The organism is Chryseobacterium vrystaatense, assembly GCF_000737765.1.
Lineage (GTDB): Bacteria > Bacteroidota > Bacteroidia > Flavobacteriales > Weeksellaceae > Chryseobacterium > Chryseobacterium vrystaatense.
The window spans coordinates 133647-150408 of the sequence record NZ_JPRI01000010.1 but is presented as its reverse complement, the minus strand read 5'-3'; the positions used below and the strand labels follow the sequence as shown (position 1 = coordinate 150408).

At 35.8% G+C, this 16762-nt stretch carries 13 protein-coding genes; 3 read left to right on the top strand and 10 right to left on the bottom strand.

Going from position 1 to position 16762, the window contains the following annotated elements; genetic code table 11:
* Positions 1 to 4 precede the first annotated feature (4 nt).
* Positions 5 to 3196: a hypothetical protein gene (locus tag IW16_RS20850; protein ID WP_034749737.1), complete on the bottom strand. Its 3192-nt coding sequence runs from the start codon at positions 3194 to 3196 to the stop codon at positions 5 to 7.
* A 185-nt stretch (positions 3197 to 3381) separates the two neighbouring features.
* Here IW16_RS20850 and IW16_RS25865 point away from each other — a divergent pair, with 185 nt between their 5' ends.
* Together IW16_RS25865 and IW16_RS25860 are read left to right on the top strand one after the other, a co-directional pair.
* Positions 3382 to 4170, top strand: a complete 789-nt coding sequence (locus IW16_RS25865) for a T9SS type A sorting domain-containing protein (protein ID WP_051890530.1) — start codon at positions 3382 to 3384, stop codon at positions 4168 to 4170.
* 87 nt (positions 4171 to 4257) lie between these two features.
* Positions 4258 to 5121: a T9SS type A sorting domain-containing protein gene (locus IW16_RS25860; protein ID WP_051890528.1), complete on the top strand. Its 864-nt coding sequence runs from the start codon at positions 4258 to 4260 to the stop codon at positions 5119 to 5121.
* Between the two features lie 322 nt (positions 5122 to 5443).
* Here the strand turns inward: IW16_RS25860 and IW16_RS20835 are convergent, their stop codons facing one another.
* The 8 genes from IW16_RS20835 to IW16_RS20800 all read right to left on the bottom strand — a co-directional run bounded on the left by IW16_RS20835 (position 5444) and on the right by IW16_RS20800 (position 14776).
* Entirely contained in the window at positions 5444 to 8266 is a 2823-nt protein-coding gene (locus tag IW16_RS20835; protein WP_228376973.1) for an aminopeptidase, read from the bottom strand.
* A gap of 54 nt (positions 8267 to 8320) precedes the next feature.
* Positions 8321 to 9700 (bottom strand): orotidine-5'-phosphate decarboxylase, encoded by a 1380-nt coding sequence (gene pyrF, locus IW16_RS20830; protein WP_034749190.1) that lies wholly within the window; start codon positions 9698 to 9700, stop codon positions 8321 to 8323.
* Positions 9701 to 9824: 124 nt separating this feature from the next.
* Positions 9825 to 10166, bottom strand: a complete 342-nt coding sequence (locus tag IW16_RS20825) for a YkvA family protein (RefSeq protein ID WP_034749188.1) — start codon at positions 10164 to 10166, stop codon at positions 9825 to 9827.
* Positions 10167 to 10250: 84 nt separating this feature from the next.
* Complete coding sequence (locus tag IW16_RS20820; protein ID WP_034749185.1) at positions 10251 to 10790, bottom strand: TlpA family protein disulfide reductase; 540 nt, start codon at positions 10788 to 10790, stop codon at positions 10251 to 10253.
* A 49-nt stretch (positions 10791 to 10839) separates the two neighbouring features.
* The gene (locus tag IW16_RS20815; protein ID WP_034749181.1) at positions 10840 to 11403 is read right to left on the bottom strand and encodes a thioredoxin family protein; all 564 of its coding nucleotides are present in this window, start codon (positions 11401 to 11403) and stop codon (positions 10840 to 10842) included.
* A 17-nt stretch (positions 11404 to 11420) separates the two neighbouring features.
* Positions 11421 to 12491 carry a chorismate synthase gene (gene aroC, locus IW16_RS20810; RefSeq protein ID WP_034749178.1) on the bottom strand — a complete coding sequence of 357 codons (1071 nt, stop codon included), beginning with the start codon at positions 12489 to 12491 and terminating at the stop codon, positions 11421 to 11423.
* Between the two features lie 50 nt (positions 12492 to 12541).
* Positions 12542 to 14173, bottom strand: coding sequence for an LIC_10190 family membrane protein (locus IW16_RS20805; protein WP_034749175.1), 1632 nt, complete (start codon positions 14171 to 14173; stop codon positions 12542 to 12544).
* Between the two features lie 51 nt (positions 14174 to 14224).
* Entirely contained in the window at positions 14225 to 14776 is a 552-nt protein-coding gene (locus tag IW16_RS20800; protein WP_034749172.1) for a glycine zipper domain-containing protein, read from the bottom strand.
* A 247-nt stretch (positions 14777 to 15023) separates the two neighbouring features.
* Between IW16_RS20800 and IW16_RS20795 the strand changes: the two genes are divergently transcribed.
* On the top strand, positions 15024 to 15473 hold the full coding sequence (locus IW16_RS20795) for a hypothetical protein (RefSeq protein WP_034749169.1): 450 nt from the start codon (positions 15024 to 15026) through the stop codon (positions 15471 to 15473).
* Between the two features lie 250 nt (positions 15474 to 15723).
* Here IW16_RS20795 and IW16_RS20790 read toward each other — a convergent pair whose 3' ends face one another.
* The gene (locus IW16_RS20790; protein WP_051890526.1) at positions 15724 to 16551 is read right to left on the bottom strand and encodes a glycosyltransferase family 2 protein; all 828 of its coding nucleotides are present in this window, start codon (positions 16549 to 16551) and stop codon (positions 15724 to 15726) included.
* Positions 16552 to 16762: the final 211 nt, after the last annotated feature.

The following is a 16762-nucleotide window of genomic DNA, read 5'->3' as shown; positions in this document are numbered from 1 at the left end:
TCAATTAGAAACTCGCTTTTACCTGCATACTTCCTATATGAATGGTTCTTTCTCCGGAATTTCTACCCTCGTAATTTACATTGAGCTGAAGGAAAGAATTGATAGCCTGTTGGATAAATACACTCCAAACCTGGTTTTTTCCCGGTTTCAAGCCATCAAGCATTTGGTTTCCAACAATACTGAAATTATTTCCTGTAAAGTTATTATTGATGAATGAGAAATTTCCTCTGATCGACGTTTTTTTACGATCCCACTGAATGGTACCTGTGATATCAAAAGCCTTCAGTAATTCTTCACCATCTATTCTCTTTTTTTGTCGATAGGCAGAAGAAAGTTCTGCCTGAATGGCATCTGTGAATTTATAGGTTGCCTTTGGTTTCGTTTCAACGTTATTTAAACGGTAGTCTCTGGTCGCAAATAACTGAGATGAATTTTTAAGGTCGTGGACAGAATTTTCCCAGTCTACTCTGAATTCTTTATTAAACCAATATCCAACATTGATAAAATGAGAAGTCTGCTGCCGTTCTTCATTACTGAAATTCGCATTGATAAGGTTATCATTTGTAATAAAACGGTAATTCCCGTTCCATCCCGATTTTTCAGTCGGATTAAACTGTACGGACGCTAAGATATTTTGGTTTTTGAGGATTTGGTCGCTGTTTTTTTCAAATGGATTCAGCACCAATACTTTATCTTTTTTATAGAATGAATTTTGGGAATTTAAAGAAACATTAAAATTCCACCTCTTTAAAAATGCATTTTCTGAATTAAGGACAATTGACGGATTGACAAATAACGCCAGCTGTATTTTATTTTTATTAGAAGGAATATAGCGGACAGAATTGGTATACACCCTGATGTATTGTGCTAAATCGGAATATTCAGCGATCTCGAATTCATCAAGCTGCTGAACACCATCTCCATTATAATCGGTCCATTTATAGACACCTTGTCCGTCTGTTACTTTCAGATACTGGAATTCTCTCTGAGCTTCCTGTCCGTTTCCAAGTTCATAAAATGCCTGTAAACGCATTCCATTCCTGAATAACTGCTGGTTGTACAAAATGTTTCCGACAACAAAGTCGTTATTTCGGGTCATGTCTGCTTCATTGTTCTGATAGAAAAATTTTCTGTAGTGGACCAAAACATTTAATGCAGTTCTATCTGTTTTTATAAGCTGGCTTTCGGCCATGATCCCCAAAATGTTGTTCATATTCTCCAGCCTGTTATTACGTACGGAGTCATTGTCTCTCATATAAACCTTCGCAAGAAGTTTGGTACGTGTACTGTCTCCGATTTTCTTTTGTACAAAAAGTTCCTTCCAGCTGAAACTGGTCACATCCATGAGCTGTGTATCATTGTATTTCTTCTCATTATGTTCCATACTTCCTCCAAAAGCCCAACTGCCTTTTTTGCCTGTAAACTCTGTGGAAGCCCCTCCTCTTATAAACTTCGTATCCTGAAGGGTCGCATTGGTATTAAGGTAAGATAAGTTTCCTTTTGTAAAGAATTTTCCTGTGATCCATCCAAAATCCAAGTCATTTTTAATCCCTTTATAGTTGTCCTGTTCATCCAGATAGTTGATTCTGTAATTAAGGGTAGATTTGTTATTCCACTTATTCAAAAAGCTGAATGTAAATCTGTTTTGGGTTCTCTGGCTAAATTCCTGAACTAAGTTAAAATCTCTCGAAAATTCTACATCATTGATACGGTCCAAGATATGGAACTGCTTATCAATATATTGATATTCAAAGCTTGGAGTACCTTTCCAGTTGCTTTTTGTAAAAGTTTTATTTCCAAAAATACGCCATGCATACCCCATATTTTCAGCGGCATCTTTTGATGAGAACAGGTTCAGATCATAATTGCTGAGAGAGAAATCAGCGCCTATCTTTCCTTCTTTTAAAAGGTATTCAGAATTTACAGAATAAACCTGGGATTTCTGAGGTGAAGGAAGTTTTCTTACTGCTTTGTAATCCCCCATATTATTTCCTACATACTCAAATACACGACCGTTATTGGTAGTTTGCGTAATTTTGTAATCTCCTTGATTGACACCAAAATAAGTAAAGGAAACCTGATAAAGAGTTTCGTTCTGATCCGTTGAAAATTCGTAGAAATTTCCGGCTGTATTTAATCTATATAAGATTTTGTTGATATCGTATGGAGTGACCACTCCTGATGGAGCGTACATGAGATTAGGGTTATTACCGGCATCAGCAAGAATCTGTTCATCTTCCTTGGAGAGATTTAAAGAAAGTGGTGCATTTTTATTGTCATTTTCCATGAACCAGTTTAAGCCCACTTTAAATTTTTCACGTTGGTGCTCAATTTTCCCGGTAAATAAATATCTTGAGTAATTTCTGTTGGTATAATTATAGGAAATCGTAATGAAATTCTGCTGAAAAATAGGTCGGAAACTGGTAAATGTAACCTCTCCGGTATTGTAATTGATAATATAATCCTGGTTTTCCCCGCGTTTCATAAGTATTCCATCAATGAATACCTGCTCAGAACCTGAAATTACAGTGATAAACTGCTCTCCGTTCTTACCTGTCAGACGATAAGGTCCCTGGTTACCTTCTACACCCTGAAAACGCACCCTGTGAAATTCACTTCGTGCAACCCCCATCGAAACATCTACAAAAGTTTTATTTTCATCTCCGAATTCAGTCTGAAACTCAATTCCCATACTCCGTCTCTGGAATTTTGCAAAATAGCTTTTGTTTTCTATAAGGTCAAGGTGTCCTGCTCGGAGGATAGATTTATCCTTAATATTAAGCTGCATGTAGATCTTGTCAAACTCTTCAAGGGTCTGTGTATAACCATCAGCTTGAATAGGAAGGTTGTGATCCGATATACTCGCTAAGATCGTCACATCTTTTGAAAGTCTTCCCGAGATCTGAAGGTCCATTGAACTCTGTACAGACTGTCCCTGATTGTTACCGAACGTGATTCCGCGGATAATGGAACCTTTGGAGTTCAGCTCTCCCAGGAATCTTTTCTTATCATTTCTGACAAGTACGGCTTCGTCTACAATGATTTTGTTGTTAGTCTTTATAAAGTCCAGGGTATCTTTTGCAAAAATGTCCTGCTCAAATCTTGCCGCAAGGATGCTGTCTTTTTTAATAGAGTCCTGCGGAATGTTTGGATTTTTCCACGAAAATATTTGTGCATGAGCCGAAAATATGCCCATGAAAACCAAACCGATCAGAAGAAAAAAATTGCGCAAGCTTTTAAAAATAATTCGTAAAAATAACTAAAAAATGTTAATAAAATGAGTTTAACATTATTAACAGAAAATTAATGTAATTATTGTAAAACCCTGAAAATTACTGGTAATTTTACGGTGTAAATTATTAATAATTAAATTTTACAATCATGAAAAAATTTTATTCGTTAGTTGCGACAGGATTAATTTCGGCAACAGTATTTGCACAAACTACCATTTATTCTGAAAATATGGGAAGTGGTACAGGTACTACAGACATTTCAGCAAACACTTTTCAAAACAGCAGTCCGGTAACTTATTCGGGAACAAGTGATGTGAGGTCTACAAATGCATCAGCGGTCAGTGCTTATGCACAAGCATCAGGAGGTGCGAATGTAATGATCAATTCAACTAATGAGACCTTTGTAGTTTCAGGAATTAATACTTCCAATTATCAGAATATCCAACTTTTTCTTGGTCAGAGAAAAGGAACTACAGCAGCTAATAATGAATTGACGATTGAGGTCAGTGCCGATGGAAGCAACTGGACCGCTCTTTCTTATACAAGAACTACCGGTAGCAATACAGCCAACTGGTCGTATATTAATCCTACAGGAAATATTCCCGCTGCCTCTAATCTGAGACTAAGATTTACCGGAACAAACAGTACTGAATGGAGAATTGATGATGTGAAATTAACTGGAACAACCGGAGCTTTATCAACCACTGATGTCAGAAAAGCTAACAGTACATTTATTAAAAATACTTCAGTAGATAATGAAATCCATTTCGGAGCGAAATCTGATGTAAAAATTTATAATGTAAGCGGGCAGTTGGTTAAATCTGCATCCGTTAGTGAAAATGGAGTTTTAAACATAATAGATCTACAAAAGGGGATTTATATAGTAACCGGAAATCCTAATGGTAGAGCGGTTTCTGAAAAGATTATTAAAAAGTAACTTTAATAAATTGTTAATTATCCGCCGTCACTTTAATATAGTGACGGTTTTTTTGTATTTTTACCCCATAATTTAAAACTTTTTATAATGAAAAAAATCTTTACTATTTTAGGAATGGCAACGCTATCCATAATGAATGCACAAAGTTTCACTGCAACTTATGATTTTGAAGGAACTCCACCTTCAACAACTGGAGTTGTTGCAGGGGCAGGAAGTTCTAATGTTGTATCAGGAAATTTTACAACGGTAGGTTACACTCAAACTGCAACAGGTAATAGATTTGCACATAGTGGTGCTTCTACGGCAGCTACTCCGGACTTGGCAAAATATCTACAGGTGACTTTAACGCCAAATGCGGGAGTAAACCTATCTGTATCATCAGTTACTTTTAGAAGCCAAAGATCAGGGACTGGTCCAAGGACATATATTGTAAGATCAAATGCTGATTCTTATGCAGCTAATCTTCCTGCGTCTATCAGCCCAGCTAATGCAGAACTAGAAGTAGTAGGTACAAATGAATTTCATTTTGTAAATGATTGTACAACTGGTTGTTCTGGACAAAATGGAAATACTTTGACAACAGCTATTTCTAATGCTACTTCCCCTATAACTTTTAGATTTTACTTTTATGGATCTGAAGCTGCTGGAGGAACTTTTAGTATTGATGATGTAATAGTTACGGGAACTGCTATAAATGGTGCCCTTGGTACTTCTGAAAATTTTACAACTAAATTAAACTTTGTAAAAAACACTTTCGTAAAAAGCGACGAAATTACTTTCGGGGCTGACGTGAAAGATGTAAAAGTTTACAATATGTTCGGACAGGTAGTAAAATCTGCTTCTGTAAAACAAAACGGAACTGTAAACGTTGCTGAATTGGCAAAAGGAAGCTATATCGTAACAGGAACAGTAAACAACGAGCCTGTATCTCAGAAGATATTAAAAGACTAATTTTTAGTTCTTTTACTGAATAACTGCTCAGGCCATTTCGAAGAAATGGCCTGAGCTTTTTTATGATATTAGTCTTTTAGGTAGAGTTATTTTTGAAAAATATCAATCAATTTTAATTCTGGTTTAACAGATGATTGTTTTTTAACGATATTTTTTAATTATATATTTTTGTGGTACCGTTTTTGATATATTTCAGGTATCAATTTTAAGTACTGATAATGGTTTAAATCATATGAATTAATCTGTTTTCAGAAAAAATAAAAGTTAGTTTTCAATATAATATATTAAAAAAAGCAACTGTATTTTACAGTTGCTTTTATATTTAATACCATCCTCTTCTGGCGGCGTTGATAACGGCACCCAGATTGAGTACCAAAGTATATCTGATGCGTTTCGCATAGTCCTTAAAAGAAGGTTCAAAACCTAATGATGACTGTATCGGGAAATAAACTTCAAGAAAATCAGGAATCAATCTAACTTTGATACCACTGTCCCAGATAAATTCTGCAGGCTTGTTTTTATTTTTGTAGATTCCTGCATCTGCATAGACATGAAATATCTTCCAGACACTTGAGTCTACATTCAAGGAAGTAATCCAGTGGTTAACTGATCCCGGGAGAAAAGATTTAAAACCACCGTCAGCCAGAATAAACTGTTGAGATAGAAGACCGCTGTTTGCACTTTCACCCAAAAGATTGTAATTAAAAGAATAGTTGGATACTCTTGAAATTCCATAATTGAATGTATTATTTCGGGTCTCATTTCGCACAAAGTAGCCTGCAAATAATCTAACGCTTAATTTCTGTTTAGGTGCAAATTCCCATCTGTAAAATCCTTCGGCAGTTACTTTATTAAAGTCTTCCATACCTTGCGTGCTTAGACTTAAACTTTTTTCATGGATCATCTGACTGTCACTGTAGCTATATCCTGCACTCCATAAATTGTACTTGCCATAATCCCTATTGGCCATCATTTTTGGACTCAGATCTCTTTCTAAATAATTATAAGAAAATCCTAAGCTTCTGCTGACTGTACTTCGCGGATTTTTCCGAAAGTTGAAATTGGAAAATAGAGACCCTTTTCGGTAAGCAAGTCCGTAATCATAGTGAAAATAAGAACCTGATACTCCAAAAGTAATGCTCCTGAAAATACTTTCAGCCGGGAGAAAGGAGTAGGACACTGCACCTGATCCGGTAAGCTTTCCTGTTCCTGTACTGTAAGTGGGAGTAAATGAATACAAAAATTTCTGGTCAAAAAAAGACTGGTTTTTAAGATTCACTCCTAATAGGAATTTATCGTAAGTGTTGTTGAAACGTACTCTGGGGCTGATGTATATTTCGTTGTATTCTGGATTGGGAATATCCTTGATAAGCTTAAACTTTATTTTTTTTGCATTCGAAAAGATCCCTTTCGCATATAAAAAATTATCCCGGTACTTAGATTCAGGGAAAATGTAATCACTGTTGAGTGTGACTTTATGAATATCTTCTGAAGCAGGAAGGGAGAAGTTGGTAATATGCTCGTTTTCTTCTGTTTCTATCCAGTATGATTTTTTTTCGCCTTCACTTGTTTGCGTTTCAAGACGGACAGGAATAGGCGAGTCTGTATTTTTTCCGATTCGGATGTGTAAAGAATCTTCCTCTTTTTTAATATTTTTAAGTCTGAAGTTAACCCTGTTTTTTTGTTTAAAAAAATTTGAGAGATAACCGGATGTTTTATCTTTTTCAGCCAGTTCCTTTAGGAATTCTTCAGGATCAATCTTTCGGTCTGTATTTTTAGAAATATAGTCTTTCAGAATACCATTGAAATGCTCATAACCCATTTTCTCTGCGGTATAATTGAAAAGACTTCCTGTTTCGAAACTGCTGACCGCCATATCATTAAAGTTGCTCAAAACCGTAAAGTTTTCACTGATCTTCTGATCGAGGTTTTGAGACATAATATATTGGTAGGCGAGTCCGTAACGGTCAATCAACTTTACCTGCGATGCATGGAAAAGCTTAAGAGGCTTTACTCCGAAAATACTTGTTTCAGGTAAATTACCCAATAATTTAGTCTCTTTGTAAAATTTCTGAAGATATTGGATTTCGAGATACGATTTTAAACCGTTTTTAAACCAATGATTCTTTTGTTTATCCGCAATAATACTTTCATCAAGGATTTTTTTTGCGATTATTCCGAAGTAATCAAGATCCGTTTTTTCAGCGTCGGTAAAGAGTTGAAATCTGAATTTCCAAAAGGTGATATCATTATTCCCAAAGAAATCTTCAGATGATCTGAACTTCTCAGAAATAAAGAGGTTTTTGGGAAGGAATCCTATCTTTTCTTTCATGAATTTTAAATGCAAAGGCAGGTAGAATTCAAGATTTTGTTTTTCTTCCGGTTTTAGAGTATAACCGAACTTAATTTCGGTATCTGAGCCGTCCACATTTACCTTGATGGAAGGCAGGCTGTTTTGTGCGATTATAAATTCAGGGTCAGAATCAAGGTAGCCTCTAAATGAATTCATCTGGATCTGTGGGATATTACCTTCTATAAAACTGTTGGGGGGAAGATCAAAATTAACGGTCCAGAACGTATTAAAGCTTACTGATTCTTCAATGTCATGATAATTTCTTTTGGAAATATTGTCCGGATCAAAATGATCCGGAACAATAAAGAAATATTTTAAAGCTGTCAGTTGATCAGATGTACCGTAACCCGTGAATTTTTTGTCAGGGAGCGACATTCTGTACTGAAGCTGTAATTTGATACTTTGGCCAGGCTTCAAAGCCTCTGTCAAAGGAATAAAAAGATTTTCATCTGCCGTTGAATTCACTGGAACAGTTTGCTGTACCTGGTTTTTGACCTCCAAATCCAGAAGCTGACCAAGCTGTTCCGGTTTTGCAAAATGTAAATCGCTGCTTCTGTCTTCCAATTTTCTGTAGACCAATGATGTTCCTCTTTTGTTATAAGCAGAAACCCAATTGAGAAGCTTCACCGAGTGCAGGTCTTTATCGGAATTATTGTAATACACAATCTCCTGATTTACTGCCAGCGTTTTTCTGTCCGCTGATAATTTGGCTTCAATATATATGCTGTCTTTTTGTCCAGAAACCTGTACAATTCCCCAAAACAAAACAAGGCATGTGGTGATCTTTTTCAATATCCTGTGATAAAGCCCAAATATAAACTTATTTTGAATATATTCAACAGGGTTTTAGCCTTGGACAGCGTTTTTTTGCAAAGAATTAACATACGCATTCCATCCTTCATTTTTGTAGGTAATGGCAGCAGTTTCAGGATCATCAGATTTGTAAATTCCCCTTCCTACAATGATGAAGTCGGAGTGAAGCATTTTGAAAACGTGCTCTGGGGTATTGTATTGCTGTCCTTTTCCATCTCCTGAATCTGCAAGATTGACCCCCGGAGTGAAAAGCAGGAGCTCTTCAGGGATCTGGTTCTGTGCTACACCACCGATCACATTGGGATGAGATAATGCTACTTTCAGGGCCTCTTCACGATAACTGGCAGTCGTTAGCGTACCTTTAGAAGACATTCCTACAATAGCGACTACACCTACATTTTTAAAGCAGTCTAAAGATTCAAAACCTCCAATTACCTGTGAAGTTACAAAATCTGCCCAGTCTGTAATTTTAAATACTCCGCTTGTGAACTGAAGTTCTTGCGTATTACCGATATCTGCAAATTTTCTATCCTCCATCAACAGGAACTGATGTTTTTCTGCTAAAGCTTTTAATGGAACAATTGTTTTATCATATTCAAAATCCGAAATGATATCAATATGTGTTTTTAATGCAATAATATGAGGCCCTACTTTTTCTGCAAGAGCAAGTAATTCCTGCGTTGTAGTAACATCAGCAGATGCGATGAGATTTGATTTTTTTGCTAAAGCTGTTTCCAGTAATTTTTTAGAAACCGAATGCTGAGCATTCTGAAGCTTCTGTTCGTAAGAGTTTCTCGTCTTTTCTTCAAACTGAATATGATTTCCCTGTAGAAAATCCTGGATTCTTTTCACTTCTTCTTCAGAAAGTTCTCCGTTCTCCTGAAGAATAGTACATACTTCTGAAATATTGAAAAGTGTATGAACTTTGTATCCTTTACTTTCCAGCAGTTGTTTCCCGCCTTGCTCTCTGTCCAGAACAACAACAATATCAGCCACTTTAAGATCTTCCTGTTCTACCTCTGCGATGGTTTCAACAAGAGACTTTCCGGAAGTGATCACATCTTCAACCAAAAGACAGTTTTGTCCTTTCTGGTAAATTCCTTCGATCAGTTTTTTAGTTCCGTAGCTTTTTGCTTCTTTTCTTTTAATAATTAATGGAATATAACTTTCCAAAGACATTGCAGTAGCCATCGGAAGCGCTGCATAAGGCACTCCGCAGATTAAATCAAAATTATCCAATGGAAGCATTTCCAGTAAATAATTCGCCAGATTTTTTAAAATTTTAGGATCTGAAGCCAAAGGTCTCAGGTCTACATAGAATGGACTTTCGATACCACTTTTTAGGGTAAACCTTCCAAATTTGATAATGCCCAGCTTGTAGCACTCTAAGAAAAATTCTTTTTTACTTTCCATTATTTTTTATTAGATACTGCAAATTTAATGATTTGAAATAAGGCTTAAAAATTTATCAGTCATTTGTCAATAAAAAACCATCCCAAAATGTTTTGGAATGGTTTAAAAATATTTCTGTAAATTATTATTTTACAATTTCTGCATCGATAATTTTAGTGCCGCTCAGTCTTTGTTCAGCTTCCCAAAGTAAGAATTTATCCACTTCTTTAATAAGCTTCGGAATCGTAAGTGATAATACCGCCAAATCATCCATTACTCCTAAAACAGGAACCGCAAATTCCGGAAGCAGGTCTATAGGAGAGATGACATATAAAATTCCCAGAAGAGGAAGGATGATATCGATGGATCTCATCGGGTATTCTCCTTTTCTCCATAATTTTACCATTCTGAAAATATCAGGGATTTTTTTTACAAAGCCCTTATGGCTGATGGCTTCTTTTGCAAGATTCAATTTTGAATATTTCATTTTGTGTTTAGTTTAATAAATTTTTCAATGTAGTAAATTTCGCAATTTTTATACCAATAAACTATAAAATTTAGTTAAAAAAAATTACTTGATGATATTATCGATAAACTGATGTACGGTTTCTGTGTTCCAATCTCTGTAGGCATCCTCCTTAATGATGATTCTGCCATGCTGATCAATAAGGAAAGTTGTAGGGAATACTTTTGGAAGAATTTTTTCAGAAATGGGACTTTGTGCAATATATACCGGAACGGTATAGTTATTTTCTTTTAAGAACTTTCTTACCGCATCTTCCTGATCATTCATCGCAATCAGAATAAAATCTACATTTCCTTTTCTGGAATCATACAGCTTTTGGATAGTGGGCCACTCTTTCCTGCACGGAGGACACCAGGTTCCCCAGAAATTAAGGAAAATAGGCTTGTTTTTGAAGTTTTTAAGATTGGTACTTGGTGCATTGATTCCTTTAAGCTCAATGTCATAATCTTCTTCACTTACATGTACAGCATTCTCAATCGTAGCGATCGGGAAAAACTGATCTCTAAGATATTCTTTTACTCCCGGAACAAAAGCTATTATACCGATAATGATGATAAGGACAAGATAAATGATATTCTTTTTCATGCGTTGATCTTTACTGTTATTTTTTCCAGGATGGAATTCAAATGTATAGCTATAATAATTCTAAAATCTCCTGAACAGCATCTTTACCTCTGTTTTTAGCATAATACATTTGAAGATCATTGTAAAAATTATCTTTTGGATAAGCCTCAGGATCTGCTTTATGTTTCAATAATAATTCGTGACCGAATTTAGGACGGGGTCCCCATGAATTCTTTACATTGAAATCTTTGTCCAGGATGATCACTTTAGGGATAGACTCCGTACCGTTTGTCATAAACTGACTGATCAGGCTTTTATCATTATCTCTCAGGAAAATTCTTACTTCGTTGTGCCCTTCGAAAAAAGTAACAAGAGCGGGAACTGTAGCGCTGGCATCACCACACCATGCTTCTGAAATAATCAGAATCTTTCCATCAAAATTTTTAGTGGCTAATTCTGTAAGCTGCTCTTCATTCGGGACATACTTTTTAAGTGTTCTGTCCATTCTCTGAAGCCCGAGTTCGTAGTATTGTTTGTATTCGGTTTCCAGTTGGTTGGAAGGATTTTCTAATCTTTCTCTTCCGATTCGGATATATTCTTCAAAAGAAATTCCCTGATCCCAGTAATTTTTCATTACTAAAAATATTTATATTAAAAATTATTAATGTTTCTTGTTTTGTTGATCAAAAACAGATCAGCCAGTACAAATGCTGCAAGGCTTTCCACAACAGGAACCGCTCTCGGCACTACACATGGGTCGTGGCGTCCTTTTCCTTCCACAACGACTGGATTACCATATTTGTCCACACTGTCCTGAGGTCTTAAAATAGTAGCTACAGGCTTGAATGCAGCGCGGAAATAAATATCCATTCCATTGGAAATACCTCCCTGAATACCTCCCGAGAGATTGGATTTTGTGGTAAAATCTGTATTGAAAGCATCGTTGTGCTCTTTTCCTGTCATTTTAGCACCACAGAAACCGCTTCCGTATTCAAATCCTTTGCAGGCATTGATATTCAGCATTGCTTTGCCAAGTTCGGCCTGAAGTTTTGAAAATATCGGTTCTCCTATTCCTACAGGAACATTTTTGATGACGCAAGTAACAGTTCCTCCGATGGTATTGCCTTCTTTCTTGATCTCTTTAATTCTTTCGATCATTTTTTCAGCAGTTTCCGCATCAGGACAACGTACATCATTGCTTTCAGTTTTCGAAAAATCCAGCGCCTGATAAGGTTTTTCACAGAAAATATCTCCTACAGAAGAAACGTAGGCATTGATCTCGATGCCAGACAAAAGCTGTTTAGCCAGAGCCCCGGCAACGACCCAGTTGATGGTTTCCCTTGCAGATGATTTTCCTCCTCCGCGATAGTCTCTTATCCCAAATTTTTGGTCATAAGTGAAATCTGCATGACTTGGACGATATGAATCTGCGATATGATCATAGTCCTTAGATTTCTGATTTTCATTTTCTATGATAAAACCGATTGGGGTGCCTGTCGTTTTTCCTTCAAAAATTCCTGATAGGAACTTTACTGTGTCACTTTCTTTTCTTTGAGTGACAATCGCAGACTGTCCCGGTTTTCTACGATCCAATTCATATTGAATTTTTTCGAAATCTACCGTTAATCCTGCCGGAAAATTATTGATGATACCGCCGTAAGCCACGCCGTGACTTTCTCCAAATGTTGTAAGACTGAGAAGATTACCTAATGTGTTGAACATGATACAAAATTACCTATTTTTCTCCAGATAATAAAGTTTCTGGATTTGTTCTATTTATCAGTGTTTTTGATATTATTCATAACCTTCTCTGCTTCTCTTTTTTGCAGCGGCGTCAGGTTTTTCCAAATGAATCCTTTTTTTATATTTTTTGCATCAATTTGTTGTGGGAAAATTTCCGCCTCAATATCATCGACGATATAACCAGATGAAATTGCAGGAAGGGGAGTGTCAAAATTAAACGGATAATCTGTTGATATATTGAATTTTAAGTTTCCTACTTGGGCGGTTTCAAATTTATTGTATTGGTAAGCTGATGGCTTGTACAGTTGCTCTTTTTTTAATCCGGTCATGAAATTTCCAGGCTTGAAACTTGGGATATAATCACGGATTAATTCAGGAAAGCTTAAAATTCCAATGATCAATACACTTAAAACTGTGAAGAAAGAAAGTGACTTTTTTTTACTAAAGTGAGAGAACAGAACAAAGAATATCACAAAAAATACATCGATAAAAAAACGATACTGCGCAGAAAAAGACAGTACAAGCATACTTTTTATCAATAATGAGATACAGATCAGCGAAATGATCTTTTTCTTTTTTATACAAGTGAAAACTGAAAACAGAGCCAGGCTTAATATGAAAAGAATATTAATCTTTGATTTAATTCCTTCCAGCGTCAACCATTTTTTAACAGCTTCATATGCAGAGAAATTTTGTATTTCCTCATAAGTATACTGCATATCATATGTTTTTTGAACAGCATATTGTGAAGAAATTTTTAATACTTCTGAATTAGGTCTCCAGCCGAATCCAAGATCACCTATGGCAATTGGAAATAGAGGATATCCAAATGTCCATAGATTCTTTATGAAGAATAAAATAAGAATGATGACTCCGGGAATCAGGTTTTTATAATTCGGTTTAAAAATTAAGACTGAACAAAGGAAAATCAGTAATGGAAGCCATATCATGGTAGGCTTTATGGAAAAAATAAAAACAGCAAAAGTGAAAAGGAGACCGATGTTTTTATTGCCTGTTATGATCTCGTTTAAAATAATTAAGGATAAGGTGATAACAGGAAGGTCAGGACTTGGTGACTGTGAGAAAAGCAGCAGTACTGGAATGAAACATAGTTGTACCCAACTTTTTCTTTCAAAGATATAAAGAGTATAAACGATCAGCAGGATAGCATTGATCCTTAAAAAAGGATCCGAAAAACCTGAAAAACCTGCCTGGAAAATATGCCATACCGACATTTGTCCCAAGGTAAGATCCAGATTGGAAATGCCTTTCACCAAACCATATTCTGTAAGCCATTTGATCGTAGGAACATAATATCCGAAATGGTCCAATATATAAGGATAGAATGAACTGCTGTATAAAATGGCCAATGAAATACAGGCTGTCAAAATAGAATCTTTTTTCGAAAAACGATAAAATTCCAAATACAGCTTCTTTTTGAAAAAATAGAAAATTCCCAGAGTTATAAAAGGGATCTCTACATATATATTAATAGGAACAAAAAAGGCGAGCACTGTCCAGATAAGGCTTAGTCCTAATATTCCGGTTAAGATCATGCCGGAAATTCCGTGGAAAAAAAAGCCAAAGATGCTTTCCATGATTTTCCCCCAGCCTGACAGGACTGAAAGAATAAGTACCGAAGAAAGTAAGAGTAGCACCATAAAAAAAGATTGCCTAAAAATAAGCAATCTTTAAATGTTATCGTGAAAATATTAATTACGCGGCTGAACTCGTCCGTCTTTTCTGTCACCAGCTCTACCGATCGTATAACCGGTTGCACCTCCAACTACACCACCAATCACGGCTCCAAGACCTCTGTTTTTCTTAGCTACAATGGCTCCTAAAGCGGCACCACCTACAGCACCAATAGCAGTTCCTTTAGCGGCTTTACTCCATCCTTTTTTCTTTTGAGTAGTTCCCTGTGAAGAACTGTTTCCGTTATCTGCATAATTCCCGCCTCCGGAATTGGAATTGGATCCTCTGTCTCTATATACTGTTTTCGTTTCTCTTATGATCTGAGGCTTTGCATTGTTGGCTGCAGCGGCTTTTGATTTTTTACTTTCTGAGATGCTGTCAACTTTTTTCTGTGCTTCATACACTAATTTTTCTTTCTCAATGGCCAGCTTTTGTTTTTCTATATCAAGCTGTCTGGCCTGAAATTCAAGTTTCTGCTCTTCCAGTGATTTTTCAGCTGTCCTGTCGTCTTTCTTGCAGGCCGTCATTAAAAAGACGGATAAAAAACCTGCTAATACTATCTTTCTCATAATTCAAATTTTAATAAGTAGTCTTAGCCAAACGGCAGCAACTGTCTGTATATTTCCAATTATGAAGCCAAAATTTAGTTAAGAAGTGTTAAAGTAACATATTTTAATATAATTTCTCTTTTTTATCGGGGGTTGGTTATGGCCTTTTCGTCTATGGTTAGGGCTTAGAATGTAATTTTTAGTTCATTGCACGTTTTTATTCAGTTCATACGAATTGGTTACTTTTGAAATACCAAATTACTTTAATATGAAAATATCAATTTTAAAAACGATGGCTTTTGCAGCTTTGTCGGTTGCGGCTTTCTCTTGTTCTTCCAATAATGATCTGATGGCAGATGTACAGCCTAACGTAAACTCGGAAGTAGCCAAAGAAGCTTCTAAAACGAAAACGTATAAGATCAGGTTTGGGCTGGTTTCTTTAGATGGCACCAAAACACTTTCAGGAAATCACGATGTAGGAAGTTTTCTGGCTGAAAATACAGTTACAGGAGAGGTGTATGACACTTATTATAGCGGAGGTTTCCAGACACTTCCCGGATATTATGAGGGAATTCCTGCAGGAACATATAGATTCTCAGCTATGCAGGGACAGGGAGGATGGACTGGTTATGGGTCAGTAACAGGGACTGTATCAGATGCCCAGATTGATGCAGAAGGATATATTACAGTATATATTCCCGTTACCTGGGCAGAGTGATTCCTTACTGGAAAAAGTACAGCAGAAAAAGATATTAAGAGATGTACTTTCAACAAATTCTATTTGGATTTTTCTAAATAGATTTTTTCATCATTTGTGTTTTTAAGCTTCCTGAATTGGAGGCTTTTTTATTTCTGTCAAAAAAAGAATGCAACTGAACTTCTACCTGCCGCAAATTATTATCATTCTGTCAGCATGCATTTTTGAAAATGGAGAATTAAAAAAGCTTCCCATTACTGAGAAGCTCTAATTATATATTGAAAGTTATTTTTACTTTATTAATCAGCCGGTGGAGTCTGTGGGTCTGATAGTTCAGGAGCCGGTATATCTCCTGTGGATTGGTATACAACTCTGGAACAGCCTGGTTATTGATAGTCCTTATTCCTCTTCTTTTCATCGTTTCATGGATTACTCTGGCAAAAGACTCTTTAGCATTTTGTTTGAAGTTTTGCTGGGAAATACCGTTGGAGTGTAATCGATAAAGATACAAAGGTTCTTTGATGTATTTTACGCTTCCATGTTCAAGGATCTTCAGATAGAGATCCTGATCTACAGCACTTTTCAAATTGGGATTGATGCCGGAAGTTTTCAGGTAAGTTTCTTTTTTGAAGGTGAAAAAATGGGCAAACTGAGTAGGACAGTTGAAAAAATATCTGTTGTTGTAAATCTGTTTGGTACTTGCAAATACTTTATCAGGATTAAGATTTTCATCACACAGCATCATCTGGGAATAGGCTGCTGTAATATCACTTTTATCAAACTCCTGTACTGTCTTCTGCAGAGCGTCCGGATATAAAGCATCATCTGGATCAAGATAGGCGCATATTTCTCCTTCTGCATATTTCATGCATTCTCTCTTTGTATAGCCACAGCCCTGATTAGAAGTATTATGGTAGATTTTGAAACGGTGATCATTTTCGACAATACTTTTAATGACCTCTACCGAATTGTCCGTAGATGCGTCATCAACAATTATAACTTCCCAGTTCTGATAAGTTTGGCTGATCAACGAGTTATAGCAGTCTCTAAAGTACTTACCATTGTTATAATTGGCTATAAGTATAGAGAATTTTATCACGTTTTATTGAATTAAACTTTATGTAAAACTAAAAAATAAAATATAAAAAAAATATGATCTGGATCATGGTGTATTTGATATATTTTTCTTATTTTATGGATTTATGATAGAAGAAAATGGAAGATAATGGATTATACATGTAAATATTATAAAGTGTTGATGATCTTTGATTAGAAGAAATTGGATGTTATTTAACATAATAATTGTGTGA

Coding starts and splice junctions, on each gene's coding strand:
- IW16_RS20825 (WP_034749188.1), bottom strand. CDS start 10,166: ATGAAATATTCAAAATTGAATCTTGCAAAAGAAGCCATCAGCCATAAG.
- aroC (WP_034749178.1), bottom strand. CDS start 12,491: ATGTTCAACACATTAGGTAATCTTCTCAGTCTTACAACATTTGGAGAA.
- IW16_RS20820 (WP_034749185.1), bottom strand. CDS start 10,790: ATGAAAAAGAATATCATTTATCTTGTCCTTATCATCATTATCGGTATA.
- IW16_RS25865 (WP_051890530.1), top strand. CDS start 3,382: ATGAAAAAATTTTATTCGTTAGTTGCGACAGGATTAATTTCGGCAACA.
- IW16_RS20800 (WP_034749172.1), bottom strand. CDS start 14,776: ATGAGAAAGATAGTATTAGCAGGTTTTTTATCCGTCTTTTTAATGACG.
- pyrF (WP_034749190.1), bottom strand. CDS start 9,700: ATGGAAAGTAAAAAAGAATTTTTCTTAGAGTGCTACAAGCTGGGCATT.
- IW16_RS20795 (WP_034749169.1), top strand. CDS start 15,024: ATGAAAATATCAATTTTAAAAACGATGGCTTTTGCAGCTTTGTCGGTT.
- IW16_RS20850 (WP_034749737.1), bottom strand. CDS start 3,196: ATGGGCATATTTTCGGCTCATGCACAAATATTTTCGTGGAAAAATCCA.
- IW16_RS20805 (WP_034749175.1), bottom strand. CDS start 14,173: ATGGTGCTACTCTTACTTTCTTCGGTACTTATTCTTTCAGTCCTGTCA.
- IW16_RS20815 (WP_034749181.1), bottom strand. CDS start 11,403: ATGAAAAATTACTGGGATCAGGGAATTTCTTTTGAAGAATATATCCGA.
- IW16_RS25860 (WP_051890528.1), top strand. CDS start 4,258: ATGAAAAAAATCTTTACTATTTTAGGAATGGCAACGCTATCCATAATG.